General features: G+C 35.8%; 14 protein-coding genes. All 14 read left to right on the top strand.

The window, feature by feature from the left end; translation table 11 throughout:
• Positions 1-135: 135 nt before the first annotated feature.
• The 14 genes from DWB61_RS06085 to DWB61_RS06020 all read left to right on the top strand — a co-directional run bounded on the left by DWB61_RS06085 (position 136) and on the right by DWB61_RS06020 (position 14,974).
• Complete coding sequence (locus DWB61_RS06085) at positions 136-2,649, top strand: TonB-dependent receptor (RefSeq protein ID WP_125030010.1); 2,514 nt, start codon at positions 136-138, stop codon at positions 2,647-2,649.
• A 91-nt stretch (positions 2,650-2,740) separates the two neighbouring features.
• Positions 2,741-4,216, top strand: coding sequence for a PepSY domain-containing protein (locus DWB61_RS06080; protein ID WP_125030009.1), 1,476 nt, complete (start codon positions 2,741-2,743; stop codon positions 4,214-4,216).
• Between the two features lie 149 nt (positions 4,217-4,365).
• Positions 4,366-4,626 (top strand): cysteine-rich small domain-containing protein, encoded by a 261-nt coding sequence (locus DWB61_RS06075; RefSeq protein ID WP_125030008.1) that lies wholly within the window; start codon positions 4,366-4,368, stop codon positions 4,624-4,626.
• A 389-nt stretch (positions 4,627-5,015) separates the two neighbouring features.
• Positions 5,016-5,756, top strand: coding sequence for a hypothetical protein (locus DWB61_RS06070; RefSeq protein ID WP_125030007.1), 741 nt, complete (start codon positions 5,016-5,018; stop codon positions 5,754-5,756).
• 451 nt (positions 5,757-6,207) lie between these two features.
• Entirely contained in the window at positions 6,208-6,798 is a 591-nt protein-coding gene (locus tag DWB61_RS06065; protein ID WP_125030006.1) for an HD domain-containing protein, read from the top strand.
• A 112-nt stretch (positions 6,799-6,910) separates the two neighbouring features.
• The gene (locus tag DWB61_RS06060) at positions 6,911-8,050 is read left to right on the top strand and encodes a serine hydrolase domain-containing protein (RefSeq protein ID WP_125030005.1); all 1,140 of its coding nucleotides are present in this window, start codon (positions 6,911-6,913) and stop codon (positions 8,048-8,050) included.
• An 84-nt stretch (positions 8,051-8,134) separates the two neighbouring features.
• On the top strand, positions 8,135-8,779 hold the full coding sequence (locus tag DWB61_RS06055) for a hypothetical protein (protein ID WP_125030004.1): 645 nt from the start codon (positions 8,135-8,137) through the stop codon (positions 8,777-8,779).
• A 97-nt stretch (positions 8,780-8,876) separates the two neighbouring features.
• Positions 8,877-9,113: a hypothetical protein gene (locus tag DWB61_RS06050; protein WP_125030003.1), complete on the top strand. Its 237-nt coding sequence runs from the start codon at positions 8,877-8,879 to the stop codon at positions 9,111-9,113.
• A gap of 243 nt (positions 9,114-9,356) precedes the next feature.
• The gene (rsgA, locus tag DWB61_RS06045) at positions 9,357-10,424 is read left to right on the top strand and encodes a ribosome small subunit-dependent GTPase A (protein ID WP_125030002.1); all 1,068 of its coding nucleotides are present in this window, start codon (positions 9,357-9,359) and stop codon (positions 10,422-10,424) included.
• Between the two features lie 258 nt (positions 10,425-10,682).
• On the top strand, positions 10,683-11,507 hold the full coding sequence (locus DWB61_RS06040) for a site-2 protease family protein (protein WP_125030001.1): 825 nt from the start codon (positions 10,683-10,685) through the stop codon (positions 11,505-11,507).
• Positions 11,508-11,565: 58 nt separating this feature from the next.
• Complete coding sequence (locus DWB61_RS06035; protein WP_125030000.1) at positions 11,566-12,060, top strand: flavodoxin domain-containing protein; 495 nt, start codon at positions 11,566-11,568, stop codon at positions 12,058-12,060.
• Positions 12,061-12,292: 232 nt separating this feature from the next.
• Complete coding sequence (locus tag DWB61_RS06030) at positions 12,293-12,835, top strand: hypothetical protein (RefSeq protein ID WP_125029999.1); 543 nt, start codon at positions 12,293-12,295, stop codon at positions 12,833-12,835.
• Between the two features lie 342 nt (positions 12,836-13,177).
• Positions 13,178-14,191, top strand: a complete 1,014-nt coding sequence (locus tag DWB61_RS06025; RefSeq protein ID WP_125029998.1) for a S41 family peptidase — start codon at positions 13,178-13,180, stop codon at positions 14,189-14,191.
• A 345-nt stretch (positions 14,192-14,536) separates the two neighbouring features.
• The gene (locus tag DWB61_RS06020; protein ID WP_125029997.1) at positions 14,537-14,974 is read left to right on the top strand and encodes a hypothetical protein; all 438 of its coding nucleotides are present in this window, start codon (positions 14,537-14,539) and stop codon (positions 14,972-14,974) included.
• Positions 14,975-15,145: the final 171 nt, after the last annotated feature.

Below are 15,145 nucleotides of genomic sequence, written 5' to 3'. Positions count from 1 at the left end.
TTTTGCTTCCGGGAAACGAAGTATATGTATTGAACTTACGCGCGTGTTCAGTATTTATTTTTTGATTTTTTCACAAAAGAAAGAATAGGAAAGCAAGATGTCATTTTTTTTTTAGAATTTTAAAATTAATGAATCATGCAAAGAATGAATTATGTCCTGTTTGGTCTATTTATGTTAGTCTCTCAATCACTACTAGCACAAAGTCTGACAATTTCGGGTCTGGTAAAAGAACAGGGATCCCCACAACCTCTAATAGGAGCCAATGTTTATATTGACGGCACAAACTTGGGTGCAGCTACAAACCAAAATGGAGAATTCTCTATTACAAATTTGAAAGTAGGTGAATATGAGATCAGTGTTTCTTATTCAGGTTATACTAAAATCAATAAAATAGTTAAAATCAGCAGAGATATGCCGAGGCTGATTTTCGAAATGGAGAATCAGCAAACCCTTTTAAAAGGAACCAATGTTTCTGCTCAAAGAATTCGACAGGCCGAAAGTTCTTTGAAACTAGCTGCTCCATTGAAAGATATACCATTAACAACATCCAGTGTTGATCGGGACTTATTGGATCAGCTACAAGTGAACAATGTGAACGATGCTCTGAAATATGCGACAGGGATTAAACCAAAAATGAACTATGGTGGATTTCAAACCTTTAGTATGCGTGGCTTTGGAGCACCGGTTATCATGCTCGACGGAGCTCGCGATGAGCGGATGAACCTTTCTAATAGTGCACCTTTGACCTCTTTAGCTGCTGTAGAGCGCATCGAATTTGTGAAAGGTCCTGCTTCCGTTCTTTATGGTCACTCAGCAGTAGGTGGGATTTTGAATGTTGTTAGAAAACAACCAACTAAATATTTTAGAGGTAATTTCACAGCCTCATATGGTAGTTGGGAAGCCAAACGTATGACTTTAGGTTTGGGTAATCGTATTACAGATAAGTTAAGCTACCGTTTCGATGCGAGCTTATCAAGTCAGGAAGGTTGGCGTGATAATGGTAATAAAACAGCCAATGCTTACCTAGCTCTGGATTATGAAATTGACGATAAAAATAAATTGGAATTCCGTATGGGCGCCAATGACGATTTTTATGGGACAGAAACGGGTTTGCCATCAGTTAAATACGATATTTACGATGCCGATGATAAGCTTGTTTATCAGAAGGGTGATTTACCAGAGAATTTCGATAGAAAACAGCGATATAACGATCCTGAAGATTTTCTTAAGCATGAGAACGTGAATGCTTCAGTGAAATATACACATGAGTTTAACGATGAATCGAAGCTGCAGTTTCATTCGACTTATTCTGACGATTTAATTGATTATTTTTCAACAGAGGAATTGTCTTATCTGACATCAATATCGGATATTTATGCCAATTACTATATGAAAGGAAGTGAAAAGATGTTTATCTCTTTAGATACCATTCAACGCACCTTCCCCTTGCGTTTTTCTCATGAAACGCAGACTTATCAAAACGATATCGACTACAGTTCAAGCTTCAAAACAGGTGTGATCAAGCATAAATACACTGCTGGCTATTACTTTATGTATCTTGATAGAACTTGCTTTAAGGGCTATAACGTAGGTGTTGATGTGAAGGGAGATGGTCTGTTTGCAAAAGTGGCTGTAGAGAATCCAACACTAAATCAAGGGAACTTAAGCACAAGCTTTTCAGGAGCGAGCCTTTACAGGGAATATGTGAATGGTTTCTATTTCCAGGATTTAATTGAAGTTTCAGAGAAAGTGAAGTTTCTGGCAGGTTTACGATTCGATCATTTTAAAGTAAACATGCGATCGGCAAAGGTTGATCTTGGGCGTCATTTAACCGATAAATCAGAAGAGACGAGCATGGTGAATAAGTCCTTTTCATATCGTTTAGGTGGAGTGTATCAGCCTATTGAATCTCTTTCTGTTTATGCTTCATATTCAAGTTTTTTCAAGCCAAAGCGTTCTAGCTTTAATGCCAATTACGTTTACTTGAATAAGGACGGTAAGGAATTCTTCCCCGAAGATGGAAAAGAAGTTTATGAGCCAGAAAATGGTTACCAGTTTGAGGCGGGTATCAAATACGATTACAAGTCGTTTTTGAATCTAAACGCCAGTGCCTATTATATCAAGAAGAATAACATCGTACAATCTCTAGGCAAAACCGATGATGGTCGCCGCGTATACGGGCAAATTGGAATGGTCGATTCAAAAGGATTCGATATTGAGGCCCTTCTTCGTCCAACAGAAGGATTGAGCATAACAACTGGCTACGGCTTTAATATTGCTAAGTACCGTCAGTTTTCAGCCAATGATTACATCAATTCTACAGCTGGTAATGACCTGACGTTTAATCCCAGAAATCAGGTTTATGCCTGGGCCTTCTATCAGGTTCAAAAAGGGACACTTAAGAGCTTTAATATGGGATTGGGTGCCAACTATTCTGATAAAATGTTTACCGACTCGAATAATGAATACGAACTGGATGGCTATTGCTTGTTCGATGCAGCACTGGGGTATATGTTTGATAAAACCTTTGTGAAGTTAAAGATCAACAACATCTTAAATAAGGAATATGAGTCAAGCTCGGTTTATTCAAACCAATATGTTCCTGGACAAGAACGAAACTTTGTGTTGACAGTAGGACTTAAACTGTAATTCAATTTAATGATTGAAAACAATTCCAATAAGCTAATCTTCCAATATGACTTGTGGGGATTAGCTTATTGCTGATATAGATTTTGACAATATGCGCTACTTAAAACAATTGATTATTCGATTACACAGTCTCTTAGGTTCCTTGCTGAGTCTGATGTTTGTGATGTGGTTCCTATCTGGCTTTGTGATGATATTTGCAAGTTTTCCGCATGCATCAAAAGAGAAGGCATTTTCACATTTGGAAGCCATCACGTGTCAGGAGCTAATGCATCTAAGAACGCCAACTTCAGATTTATCAGAACAGCTTGTTGTAGAAAAAAGACATGGAAAAGTTATTTATGAGTTTAGACAATCGAGAGGCAATGAGAACATTTATGATGCTACAAGCTTGAAGAAAATAGATCACTATTCTGAGGAAGATGTTTTAAACTTGGCTTGTTCATTTTCGGGAGCAGACTTGCTATCCTATGAAAAATGTTTGGAGCTGGATCAGTGGATGCCATGGTCGTATTGTCAATCATGGCTTCCTATTTACAAATGCGATATGAATGATGAGGCTCATACGCAGCTTTATATCTCAGCTGTAAATGGGCTTGTTGTTCAGGAAACCACACGCAATGCGAGATGGGCAGCCCGATTAGGTGCCATACCACATTGGATTTATTTTAAATCGATTCGTTTGAAAACAGGCTTTTGGTTAAGACTAGTGTATTGGATATCATTATTGGGTGTCTTCGCTAGCTTATCAGGTCTGATTTTGGGTTTTATCCGACTCAAGAGAAGAAAGAAAAGAGCAAGTTGGTCGAACCTCAGTGTGTATAAAAAGTTCTGGTACAAATGGCATCATATAACAGGTTTTGTATTCGGCTTGTTTGTCTTCACCTTTATTCTTAGTGGCTTGGTTTCTGTTTCGAATATTCCCCAGTTTATAGCTCCTGTTCACAATAAACAATCTGCCAGAAAGCTTTGGAATCAGAAGGGTGAATGTTACGATTCACTTGCGATTACACCTAAGCAAATTGGGGCGTTATTGCATGAGGATACACAAGTAAAAAGGATTATTTGGAAAAAGGTGATGGGTAAAGCTTGTGTTCATGTTTTTTGTCATCATAATGGAATGCCCGAGGTTTATATCCTTAAGGGAAATGAGCTTGAAAGAAAATTGACTTACACAAAAACGGAGATTGAAACTTGGACAAAACGTTTGTTTAAAAATACCTCTTTCAGTTTAAATCAATTATATACTTATAACGCCTATTACCCATATGCAGAATCAGGCGATTATCCCATACCTGTGTGGCAATTGCAAGTTGATGATGCCGATCAAAGTAGCCTATATATTCATCCCTTAACGGGCGAAGTCATTCGTTCTTACAATACTAATAGGCGATGGAGGCGTTGGCTATATAATGGACTTCACAGCTTTGATTTTCCTTTTTTGTCAGAGTATGAATGGTTGAGAAAACTCTTGCTTATCCTGCTTTCAGTCGGGGGCACATTTGTAAGTGTTTCTGCTTTGGTGCTGACATGGCGTGTTTTATTAAAAAAAGTAAAACCAGAGCTTTGACTTAAGATTGAATGCCTTGATTATTAAATGATACTGTTTTTATATAGGGGAAAGAGCTGATTTAAGCCCTAGCTTCTGTAAGTTTGACAGGCTTAAAAACGTTACTTTTACACCCAATACCATGAAAAACACAATAAGAATTGAATACAATGTCTGATAACTATAAGTTTGTCCAAAACACAAAGTGCGAATATTTCCCCTGTCATAAAGTTGAAAATGAGGCTGATTTTAATTGCCTGTTTTGTTTCTGCCCCTTATACATGCTGAAAGATAAATGTGGTGGGAATTTCAAATACACAAACGGTTTTAAAAATTGTGCCGATTGTACCATCCCGCATACCCGAAAATCTCATGAATACATGATGAGTAAAATGGGAGAGGTTTGTAAAATCGCAAGCGAACAGGAGTAGGCATTATCTTAAGAGGTTATTTAAATTTAGAAATCGACTCATCAATAGAAGTTGGTGAGGTGATTATGAGTTTGAGATGACTTAAACGGAGACTGAGCTGCCCGTTGAGTAAAGCCGAAATGTAGTCGAAGTTATCCTAAGGAAGCGTTAATTATTTTTGAAGATTCATTATACAACAAGCTCCATATGCTAGGTTGTGTGGGGCTTGTTATATTGGTTTCTAAGTATTTAGTTATGTTTTTTTAACTATTAAAGTATGTGGGAAGATTGGTGAGCTCATTCTTTTTTCATACTCTTGCAGCGATTTTAGAAAAGGAAGCTTATTTTTTCTGCATAAGGAAGAGATAAGATTCGTTTTGTAAACGTTTATTAAAAGAAAGTTTTTGAAAATGAGAAATTTATTGATGGCAGTTCTGTTTGCTTTCAGCACAGTAGCCTTTTTTAGCTGTTCCAGTAAGGATGCGGTAGTAAAAGATGACAGAAGTTTTGTTACAAATGCAGACACCGATTACTTTATTAATCGTGATGGGACAGTCGATATCATGTTGACTGGAGCCTTTGATGATGGAAACAAGGATTTTGGGAATGTTGTAAGACGTGCCTTTGTGTACGGAACAACATCGAAACCTACGGTGAATTCGAGCAATACAGCCATAGCGGTAGGTCCTGCAAATGTAAGCGCAACCCTTAAAAACCTAAACCGAAACAGCACTTATTTTATCAGAGCATTTCTCGAAATGAACGATGGCAGTTTCTTTTACGGTAACGAAATACATGTCAGCACTCAGATTGATGCTAGTCAAAGCCGATCGATGGCTATGGAAATGATTACACCTAAAACAATCGCTATAGAAGCCACGAGTATTGACGCTGCACTTAGAGTACTTGAGGTGGAGAAAGAGTCGCCAATAGAGTTAGGGATACAATACAGTCTCAATAGTGATTTTACAGATGCGATGACCTTACTTGCTGACAATTTAGTAGGGAATGTTTCGACCACCAGCTATTTTGCAGATGCCACTAATCTAACACCTGCTACAGATTATCATTTTAGACCTTACGCCAGGTATGCTGATGGTAGTCTGACTTATGGCGGTACCCATACGATTGTTGTTCGCACAACGAATTAAATTTCTAGAGAGAGAGAAAAGTAGGTCGTTTCATTATAAGAACAAGCCCCACAGTGCATTGCGCTGTGGGGTTTGTTCTTATGCCACTTTTAAGTTTGACATTAAGGTTTCTATTACGAAGAGTGATTCTATTTTATACTTACTTATAGTTTTACTTGCACTCGATATACTGTTTAGTTCGAATAATATTTAATTTAGTGACTCTTATTAAGTGCTGTTCTTATCCTGCCATATTGGAACGATAACAATAGTATTTATTCTAGAATTACCATTCTTCGATTGGTTTGATAAATATATTGTAGATTACTTTTTTGAAGGAATTACAATAGTTAAACCAGATAATAATTAGAAGAAATAAAGCACGAGCCGCCAACAATGTGTCATACGTAATATGCCTGTTGCAGGCGCAAACGCACCTTTGGCAACAATATAAATAAAACCGTAAATTAAAATGATAAGCGATAGTTTAATAAAGCAAATAGAGTTTATTAAAGAAATTGATAAAATCAAATACATTCAGAGACGAACAAAATTGTTTGATAGCGACAGAAATGAAAATGATGCTGAACATAGTTGGCATTTAGCGATGATGGCAATTGTTTTAAGCGAATATTCTGATGTGAAGATTGATTTGCTAAAAGTTATAAAAATGGTTTTAATTCATGATATCGTCGAAATAGATGCTGGTGACACCTTTATTTACGACCAAAATAAAAATCATGAAAATACTGAGGAGGAAATGAAATCTGCCAAACGGATTTTCGGCATTCTACCCAAGAAGCAGGCTGCCGAATTTATGGAAATTTGGACTGAATTTGAAGATGGTATTTCTAATGAGGCGAAATTTGCAAAATCAATGGATAGACTTGAACCTTTATTGCAGAATACTTCAAATAATGGTGGGACGTGGAAAGAATTTGGCGTTAAATATCAAACTGTATACGAAAAGAAAAAAGTAATAAAAAATGGTTCGAAAGAATTATGGAATTATGCTGAAAAACTTATTGATGATAGTGTTGAAAAAGGCATTTTAGAGAAATAACATCAATATGGATCTTACACATCCGTTGCGTTTCAGTAAAACTAATCAACACAAAAGCTATTAATAATTAGAAGAACATAAATACAAAAAAATAACATTAAACGATATACAAATGAAAATCACTTATTTTACAATGAAATTTCAATTTATTATTTCAATTATAATGTTGTTGAATTATAGTTGCTGTAACAGACAAGATGATTACAACTCCCTGCTTCAGAAATGTTTATATGATGAAATATCAGAAAACAATCCTGGAGTTATAGTAAACGTAACTTCTCCGACTAAAAATATTTGTTGGAATGGTGCAGCTGGGTTTTCAGAAGAGAAGACAGAAAAGAAATTACTCCCAAATCAAACTTTCCGTATCGCAAGTGTAACCAAAACATTTGTTGCTGCAACAATTCTGCGATTGTGGGAAGACGAAAGACTTAATCTTGATGACCCAATAACAAAGTATATTTCGGACATGCATATTAATATTTTAAAAACGGGAGGATACGATGTAGATAACATTTTTATAAAACACTTATTAACCCATTCTAGTGGACTTGCTGAACATACAAATTCGTATAAATTCAAGATTGAATTTATGAAAAAACGTCATGAGTGGACACGAACCGAACAACTAAATGATCTTATATTATACGCTAAACCTATCGGTGCTATTGGCGAACAATTCAGTTATTCCGACACGGGATACATTCTTTTAGGTGAAATCATCGAGAAAATCACTGGTGAATCTATGGGCGATGCCATATTAGAACAATTACAACTTAAAAAAAATGGCATCAAAGATACATACATGGAAGATTTTAATGGAGATTATACAGGAAAACGAATTCATCAATATCTTGAAAATGCTGACACATACAATTTTCATCCATCGTTAGATTACTATGGAGGCGGTGGATTGCTTTCAACAACTTCTGATCTAAGTCTCTTTTATCAAAGCTTGTTTCAGCATAAAATATTCCATAATAAAGCAACACTAGACACAATGCTCACTCATGTAAAATATAAAAAAAAGCAGGGGCTAGATTACAGGATGGGGATTTGGCAAATTGAAGTTAATGGAATGAAAGGCTATACACACTCAGGATTTTGGGGCACTCAAGTGGCATATTTTCCAAAAATAAAAACTACTATTTCTACAAATTATAGTCAGCATTGGAAAGAAAAGGATATTGCCCCAATAATACCAAAAATATTACAAACAATTGTGAAGAATAATACAACAAATAAAATATGAAGAGTAAAATTACCATCCTGCTATTAGTCGGCCTGTTTGTTTCGCATAATCTATTTAGTCAGGAAAAAACAAAAAGAGAGTAGAATGATATACGATAAGGAAAAATATAAAATTTGGGATTGGAAAAGCCCCGTGATTTTACATTGGATTATTAATCCGGGATTAATGATTAATGAATTGATTTTGGGACAAACAATTCCCAAAGTGATGTTGATTGAGCGGGAAGGGGATAAACCTTTCATGCAACGTTCATTAATACCATGTCCTCACTGTGGAGAACGACATTCAGGATTGAAATATTCTGCTCAAAACAAGACAGCTATAAAAAACTGGTTTGGATTCTATTGTGATAAGTGTACCAAAATAATTCCTGTACAGAGGAATTTGACCTCATTAATTGTTTTGATCATTACTTTCCCGATTTGGGGTTGGTTTAGAAAATCTCTAGAGAAGAACTGGTTAGATAGACAACCAGAGAGGTATAAGAATTTAAATATGGAACTAGAGACACCAAAAATGACAACAAGGAATTGGTTGAAGATGGGCTTAGTCTGGGGCTTATTCATGTACTTGATCATGGTTTTTATATTTCCACTTATGATGCAAGAGCAAGTCACACAGAAAAGTATGTTGATAGGAATCCCTATCTGGCTTATAGGTGGCTTGGGTTTTGGTTTTACGATGAAAATATGGATGAATAGAAAAGGGAAGATCGCCCATAACAACTAAGTGTTTGTGTGGCGGGAACTGCCAAAGGTTTCATATACACGAAAGTCAGGCATCATACGCAAAAAATCAATCAAATAAAATATTAAAACTTTAAAGCATGAATCGATCAAAAGAAACAAACAATAGGATTTCAAGACTAGTAAATGTGGTGTTCGCACTATTTATTCTCTCAATTATTTATTCACTAATCGACAATTATCCCAATTACAATTCAGCATTTGCCTTTGGTAGATCTACTGGTGAAATGTTTGGGCGTTTGCTTAAAATTTTAGGGACGATTGTTTTGTTGGCTTTGACAGTTAGAAGCTTTAAATCGGTTTTATTAAAAGAATAAGGCCCCCCGCTGGTACGTGATTAACTTCGCTGGTGGGTGGTAAAGTATTTTTTTAGTCGCCACATGTTTGCAAAGCCGTTATAGGAAAGTTAAATTAAGATATTTAAAGTATTAACAATACGGTGAACAGATTCCTCATCTGTATTATAGTTAAAGCAAGGAAGATGTGAACAAACGATTTGGCTCAATGCAGGTTTAAAAGCCTATATGGCCTTAGCCCAACCCTAAAAGAGGAGATAAGAAATGAGACTTGAAGATTTAGGCTATCATACAGAATTGGAAAACTACCGAAAAGATCAAAATCTTGATTCGTTTGGTGTGGGAAGAGTAATTTCCGAGCATAAGGAAAGATACATTGTGAAAACAACTGAAAAAGAATACGATGGTGAAATTATTGGAAACCTGCGTTTTTCGGCAAGTAAGAGGTCTGATTTTCCTGCTGTTGGCGATTGGGTGGCAATTTCGGAGTACGATGAGGATAAAGTGCTTATTCATGCCGTTTTTCCAAGACAGACCATCATTGAACGACAATCCGTTGGTAAGCAAGGGGAGAAACAAATTATAGCAAGCAATATTGATTACGCCTTTATTGTACAGGCTGTCGACCGTGATTTTAGTATTAACAGAATAGAAAGATACTTGACCATTTGCAACACGTCAAAGGTCAAACCAATTGTCATTCTCAATAAAATAGACCTGGTAAGCGAGGCCGAATTAACAAAGATGATTAGCAGCCTTCACGAACGGGTACATTCAGCGCCCATATTGGCAATCAGTAATGAATCTCATAAAGGGATTGAAGAACTGAAACAGATTATAGAGAAAGCTAAAACCTATTGTCTGCTGGGCTCATCAGGAGTCGGGAAATCGACCCTCTTGAATCATCTTTTGGGAAAAGACTTGATGCGGACAGCTGCCATAAGTGAAAGCTCAAACAGAGGCAGACATATTACCAGTCATCGGGAGATGCATATCCTGGAAAATGGTGGGATTATAATTGATAATCCTGGAATGCGAGAAGTTGGAATTGCCGATTCGGCCAGTGGCTTAGAAATTACATTTGAAACCATAGTCGCCTTATCAAAGCGATGCAAGTTTAAGGACTGTACGCATACAACTGAAACCGGCTGTGTGCTTGTGGCAGCCCTCGAAAGTGGGGAGATAGATAGCTTGTCCTACGAAAACTACTTGAGAATGGAACGTGAAAAAGAGCACTTTGAATCGACTGTTGCCGAAAGGCGTAAAAAAGATAAAGATTTTGGTAAGATGATTAAGAACTATAAAAAAGGCAAAAAAAATAAGAAGAACTGAGTACAATCATATAACTAAAAAAACAGGACTGAATTTAGATTAAGAGCCCTCGATGGTAAGCGATTAACATCGCTGGGCTTCCTTTGATAGGGTGTATTGCCTTTCTATAGAGACTATAGCATTGCAGGATTAATTTCGTCGAACTTCGTTTTGCAAGCTAGCAAGGGGGAGAGGTATTAAATTACCTATGAACCGTTGCAAAATCTATAATAAAAGAGAGTCGGTTTCTGAAAGAGCAGAATTATAAATAATAAACCAATGATATTAGTAGCAATTTTAATATATGTCTTGGCTGGACTAGCCCCAAAGTGGATTTTAAAGCAAGATTATGAAATCCTGAGGGAGCAATTCAGTTGGAAAATTCCATTATTCAAACTGTCGGGACTTTTTGTAGGCTTAAGTTTAGCCTTTGTTTTAATTTCTATTTCCACATTTACAACAAAGAAAGGATTTGTTGAGAATAAGAATGCCATTTATGGCTTAGAATTTAATTCGGTCATGGAGAAATTAGGATTTCAAGACGGAATGAAAATCGCTAGCATAAATGATAAAGCTGTATACAAAGTATCAGACATTATTGAAACGATTCTAGTGGAGTATGGGAAATCAGAGGTGTGTGTTGACGTGAATGGGATAGAGAGTATCAACATTTTAGATGCAAAAGCTAAAGGCGATATTCTCAAGAGTGTGAGTATGGATTTTATTAAACCCATAATGAAATCAACGAATAACACGAACAGTGTTAAAATAACCTATGAAAATTATAATTTTTCTGATGTTTTGGCTCGATTTAAAATGCTATGGTATCAAGCTATCGTTTTTGTAAACCCAAGTCCGTCACATATACAGCAGGTTGGTGGCTTTTTAAGAATGGCAAATCCTGCCAATAGCCATGGTCAAGCCCTGTCTTTAGCGTTTACTCTAATTCTTTTGGGGATCTTGAATCTTTTACCCCTTCCAGGTTTTAATGTGGGGAATGCTATCATATCAAGTATAGAAACCCAGAGGAGAAAACATTATAACAAAAAGAAGCTAATTGGATACGTTTCAATCCTTATTGTAATTCTACTCCTTTTGATTTAAATATAATAAAATGCCTGGTTAAGGCGCAAAGTCGCATTATAATATAACATAGAGTATCATGCAGAAAGAAATGAAAACGGGAATCATATACATATCTAAACATGGAACTACTGAGAAAGTAGCAAGGATAATTGCCGATAAGCTTCATCCAAATGAAACTCAATTGATAAATCTTAACGAAGAAAAGATTAAGGATTTTGAGACTTTTGACAGGATAATAATTGGGGGCTCAGTTCATATGGCATCTGTGCATAAAAAAACAAAAAAACTCTGTGAGTCTCACAAAAACATTCTATTAACAAAACCATTGGGATTGTTTCTATGTTGTATGGAAAAAGATGAAAAGTCTATTGAGCAATTTGAGAATGCTTTTTCTGAAGATCTTCGAAAACATGCAACAAGTACTGCATTATTAGGTTATGAATATCATTTAGATAAAATGAATTTTTTTGAAAGAGCCCTGGTTAAGAATATTTCAGGTGTCATGAAGAGTATATCCGAGATTGACTATGACGCAATTTTAAGATTTACCAATGAGTTAAAAGAGCCATGATAAAGCACGAAACCCTCATAATAAAGATAGGTTATTGGGCGGATGGTACTAAATTGAACATGAGTTTAATAATATAAAATATATCGAGGTTGCACCCGCTGGCCGGTGGATAGAACATCTGTTTTAATTGTCGATGAAGTTTAGAAAGGCTGTTAGTACCAATTGAAAAAATAAAACAATGAATTTACAAAACCAACCTGTTCTGAAAACAGGATTATTAATGACAGTATGTATGATTTTTCTTATTAGTTGTAATAAGAAAGAATCAAAGGAAAATTTAGAGCAACTATACCAAAAGTTTAACGGGAATTATGAATTAATTTCTTCAATTTCTAAGCATGCCGTTGATTTAAATATGGATGGAAGAGCTTCTACTGATTTGCTTTCAGAAAACCCTATGCTTTCGGAATCTCGCTTAGGCATTAGAATTTTAGAAAATGACTATCATTATTTTGAGGAGATGTGGCCTATGGTGTCGTCCCAGGTACGCAGAGATGAGGTTTATGATCCTAATAAAGTTTATTCAACATATGCTTTAAGCTATGATTCATACTATAACATGAGTACTTGTTTATTTAATAATGATTATACATCAATACAATTACTTAGAGATGTTCAGAAAGATTCAGTAAATACCCTAATAAGTATAGAATCGATAATAATTGAGGCAAATGAAGTTATAAAAGTAACAGCAGTTCGAAAGTTATATACAATTGAGGGATGGCATACATGCCAAATAGAATCTCGTTATAAACGATACACCATTATCTCATAAAATCAAGAGACGTTAATAAAAAGCTTAATTGATATGGGCTTTCACAAAAAAAATGAAAGTTTAGCTCAATTGTAAAACACCAGCAAGCCATTAAGATGATTCCATAATTTGTAAAAAATAGATTAAAGCTAATCGAGACCTTATTTAATAAAAAGGTGAGAATCGATCTGGAAAAATCGATTTTAAAGAGGAGACCCTATTTGCAAGCAAAGTATAAGGATTTTAGATTAAAAGAGATTGAGCATACAAATATCAAAAACGAATCGGAATTGTATCGAATTCCTTAAAACGATTATCCCATAATATAATCTTACGCTAACAAAAAGAATCACTTAAACCAAGATGAAAATATATTACAAATACTTTATTGTATTCCTTTTTATCGGCATTATTAGTTGCCAAAAGGAAAAGGATGAGCCAACTATTAAATCGGAATATGAAAGCAATTTTGAACAGTTTTGGAATAATTTTGATCAAACCTATTCCTACTTCAGCCTGAAACAAGTCGATTGGGATGCTGTTTACGATGAGAGTAAGAGCAAAATAAAGCCGCAAACGACTTCTACCGAATTTGAAAGCTTACTCGCCGATATCATCTTTTCGCTTAAGGATATTCATGTTCGCTTAATTACCGATACGAAAACGCACAGGTACTCGAATAGCGATTTGTTTGATCGAAATTCACCGGCAAATGCAAACAGGTATATGACATCCGTTCGTGTCAACACCCCAACGCTGACCATTGGTGATATTGAAAATACCAATATTGCTTATCTGAGAGTGAAAAACCTAATCCCAACAGGCGATTTTGATCCGCTGAATTCAGTATTAGAGGATTTGCCCTCGAAAGATGGCTTAATTCTTGACCTCCGAGATAATAATGGGGGGAATGATGGCATTGCTAAGAAATTTGTAAACCGACTGACACATAAAAATGTTGTTCATGGCTATGTGCGTGTTAGAAACGGAGCAGGGAGAGATGATTTTGGAGAATGGTATGAACGTAGATTGACTCCTGATAATCCGATTACCTTTAATAAACCCATCACGGTTTTAACCAACCGTTTTGTTGTAAGCTCGGGTGAAGGCTTTGTTAGTATGATGATGGTATTGCCCAATACGACCCTCATTGGTGATACAACACGAGGGGCTACAGCTAATCCGAAGGAGTTTTCATTACCCAACGGTTGGAAATATCGTGTGTCGAGCTGGCAGGCAACAACAGCCATGCATCAGCTAATTGAAGATCGGGGCATTGCTCCGGATATTGCTATTACAAATACGGAAAAATCAATGGAAGAGGGTAAAGATTTAATCCTTGAAAAAGCCATTGAGGTGATTCAAAACTCTAACTGATAAAACAAGGCTTAGTACAAAGGAACTTATCAGAATCTTTACCACTCATCGGCGTGAAATTAACTAATAAGTATACTTAATTATGAAAGGAAATTTATGGCACCCCTTATTAATGACGATAATTGCAATTGTGAGTTTAATAACAGCAGAAAAAAGAGCTAGATTATTAGACGGTAATCCTATTCTAGGGTTAATTCTACTGGTATGTATGGTAAGTTGGTTTGTTTATTTTATGCAGAAGAGAAAGAGGAAGGTGATAAAAAGATAGAATAAAAACCAAACTTAATGGTTGTTGAAACTTTGTTCGAAAGTATCGTGTTATTAACAAAATAAAGTAAACTAATTATGGGAAATGGACTGGATGATTTATTAGGGGATGCAAAGAAAAAGGGTTCTGAAATATGGACGAGTATCAAGAGTGCGGGTAAGGATAAATTAAAGAATGGTATACAGAATTTAAACGAGGCTTTACCTGATATTGAAGAAGCAGGATTCATACTTGTCCGCCTGGATGTGGACATTGCACTTCTGCCACGTTTATTTGCACGCTTTAAACAGATAAAGCTCATCGGTAAAGAAGAACGTGAAAGTATTCTGCTTAAAACCAAGAAAAACAAATTCCTAAATTTTATTCTGATTGGCTTATTCAAGGCTGCTGATATAAAGAATGAAATTAGTATTGATCAAATCAATCTGGAGGAAATCGAATTGGAGATAGGCCTAACACCTTCGGCCAAACTCATCTTCCGTAGAGAGGAAAGACTCAGCTTGATGGAAAGATAAGTCGGGGCTATTGATCAGCCTGTTCTCCGGAAGCATATAATAAAAGTACATTTGAAAAGCTATAAATCTATATTGCATCAATAATAGCCATAGAAGATAATCTGGTTGAATATTACGACGATTTTTTTAAGTCAAAGCTTTTACCAGATTTGGATATCAAGGCTTAGGCGA

It is taken from the genome of Ancylomarina euxina, from assembly GCF_003863355.1.
Lineage (GTDB): Bacteria > Bacteroidota > Bacteroidia > Bacteroidales > Marinifilaceae > Ancylomarina > Ancylomarina euxinus.
Note: the sequence above shows the minus strand (reverse complement) of the source record. Positions and strands in the feature narration are given on the sequence as shown.

What these genes read in the sequence shown, in the direction of transcription:
- DWB61_RS06020 (WP_125029997.1), top strand. Translation starts at nt 14,537, where the DNA reads ATGGGAAATGGACTGGATGATTTATTAGGGGATGCAAAGAAAAAGGGT.
- DWB61_RS06035 (WP_125030000.1), top strand. Translation starts at nt 11,566, where the DNA reads ATGCAGAAAGAAATGAAAACGGGAATCATATACATATCTAAACATGGA.
- rsgA (WP_125030002.1), top strand. Translation starts at nt 9,357, where the DNA reads ATGAGACTTGAAGATTTAGGCTATCATACAGAATTGGAAAACTACCGA.
- DWB61_RS06070 (WP_125030007.1), top strand. Translation starts at nt 5,016, where the DNA reads ATGAGAAATTTATTGATGGCAGTTCTGTTTGCTTTCAGCACAGTAGCC.
- DWB61_RS06080 (WP_125030009.1), top strand. Translation starts at nt 2,741, where the DNA reads ATGCGCTACTTAAAACAATTGATTATTCGATTACACAGTCTCTTAGGT.
- DWB61_RS06085 (WP_125030010.1), top strand. Translation starts at nt 136, where the DNA reads ATGCAAAGAATGAATTATGTCCTGTTTGGTCTATTTATGTTAGTCTCT.
- DWB61_RS06060 (WP_125030005.1), top strand. Translation starts at nt 6,911, where the DNA reads ATGAAAATCACTTATTTTACAATGAAATTTCAATTTATTATTTCAATT.
- DWB61_RS06050 (WP_125030003.1), top strand. Translation starts at nt 8,877, where the DNA reads ATGAATCGATCAAAAGAAACAAACAATAGGATTTCAAGACTAGTAAAT.
- DWB61_RS06075 (WP_125030008.1), top strand. Translation starts at nt 4,366, where the DNA reads ATGTCTGATAACTATAAGTTTGTCCAAAACACAAAGTGCGAATATTTC.
- DWB61_RS06040 (WP_125030001.1), top strand. Translation starts at nt 10,683, where the DNA reads ATGATATTAGTAGCAATTTTAATATATGTCTTGGCTGGACTAGCCCCA.
- DWB61_RS06065 (WP_125030006.1), top strand. Translation starts at nt 6,208, where the DNA reads ATGATAAGCGATAGTTTAATAAAGCAAATAGAGTTTATTAAAGAAATT.
- DWB61_RS06025 (WP_125029998.1), top strand. Translation starts at nt 13,178, where the DNA reads ATGAAAATATATTACAAATACTTTATTGTATTCCTTTTTATCGGCATT.
- DWB61_RS06030 (WP_125029999.1), top strand. Translation starts at nt 12,293, where the DNA reads ATGATTTTTCTTATTAGTTGTAATAAGAAAGAATCAAAGGAAAATTTA.
- DWB61_RS06055 (WP_125030004.1), top strand. Translation starts at nt 8,135, where the DNA reads ATGATATACGATAAGGAAAAATATAAAATTTGGGATTGGAAAAGCCCC.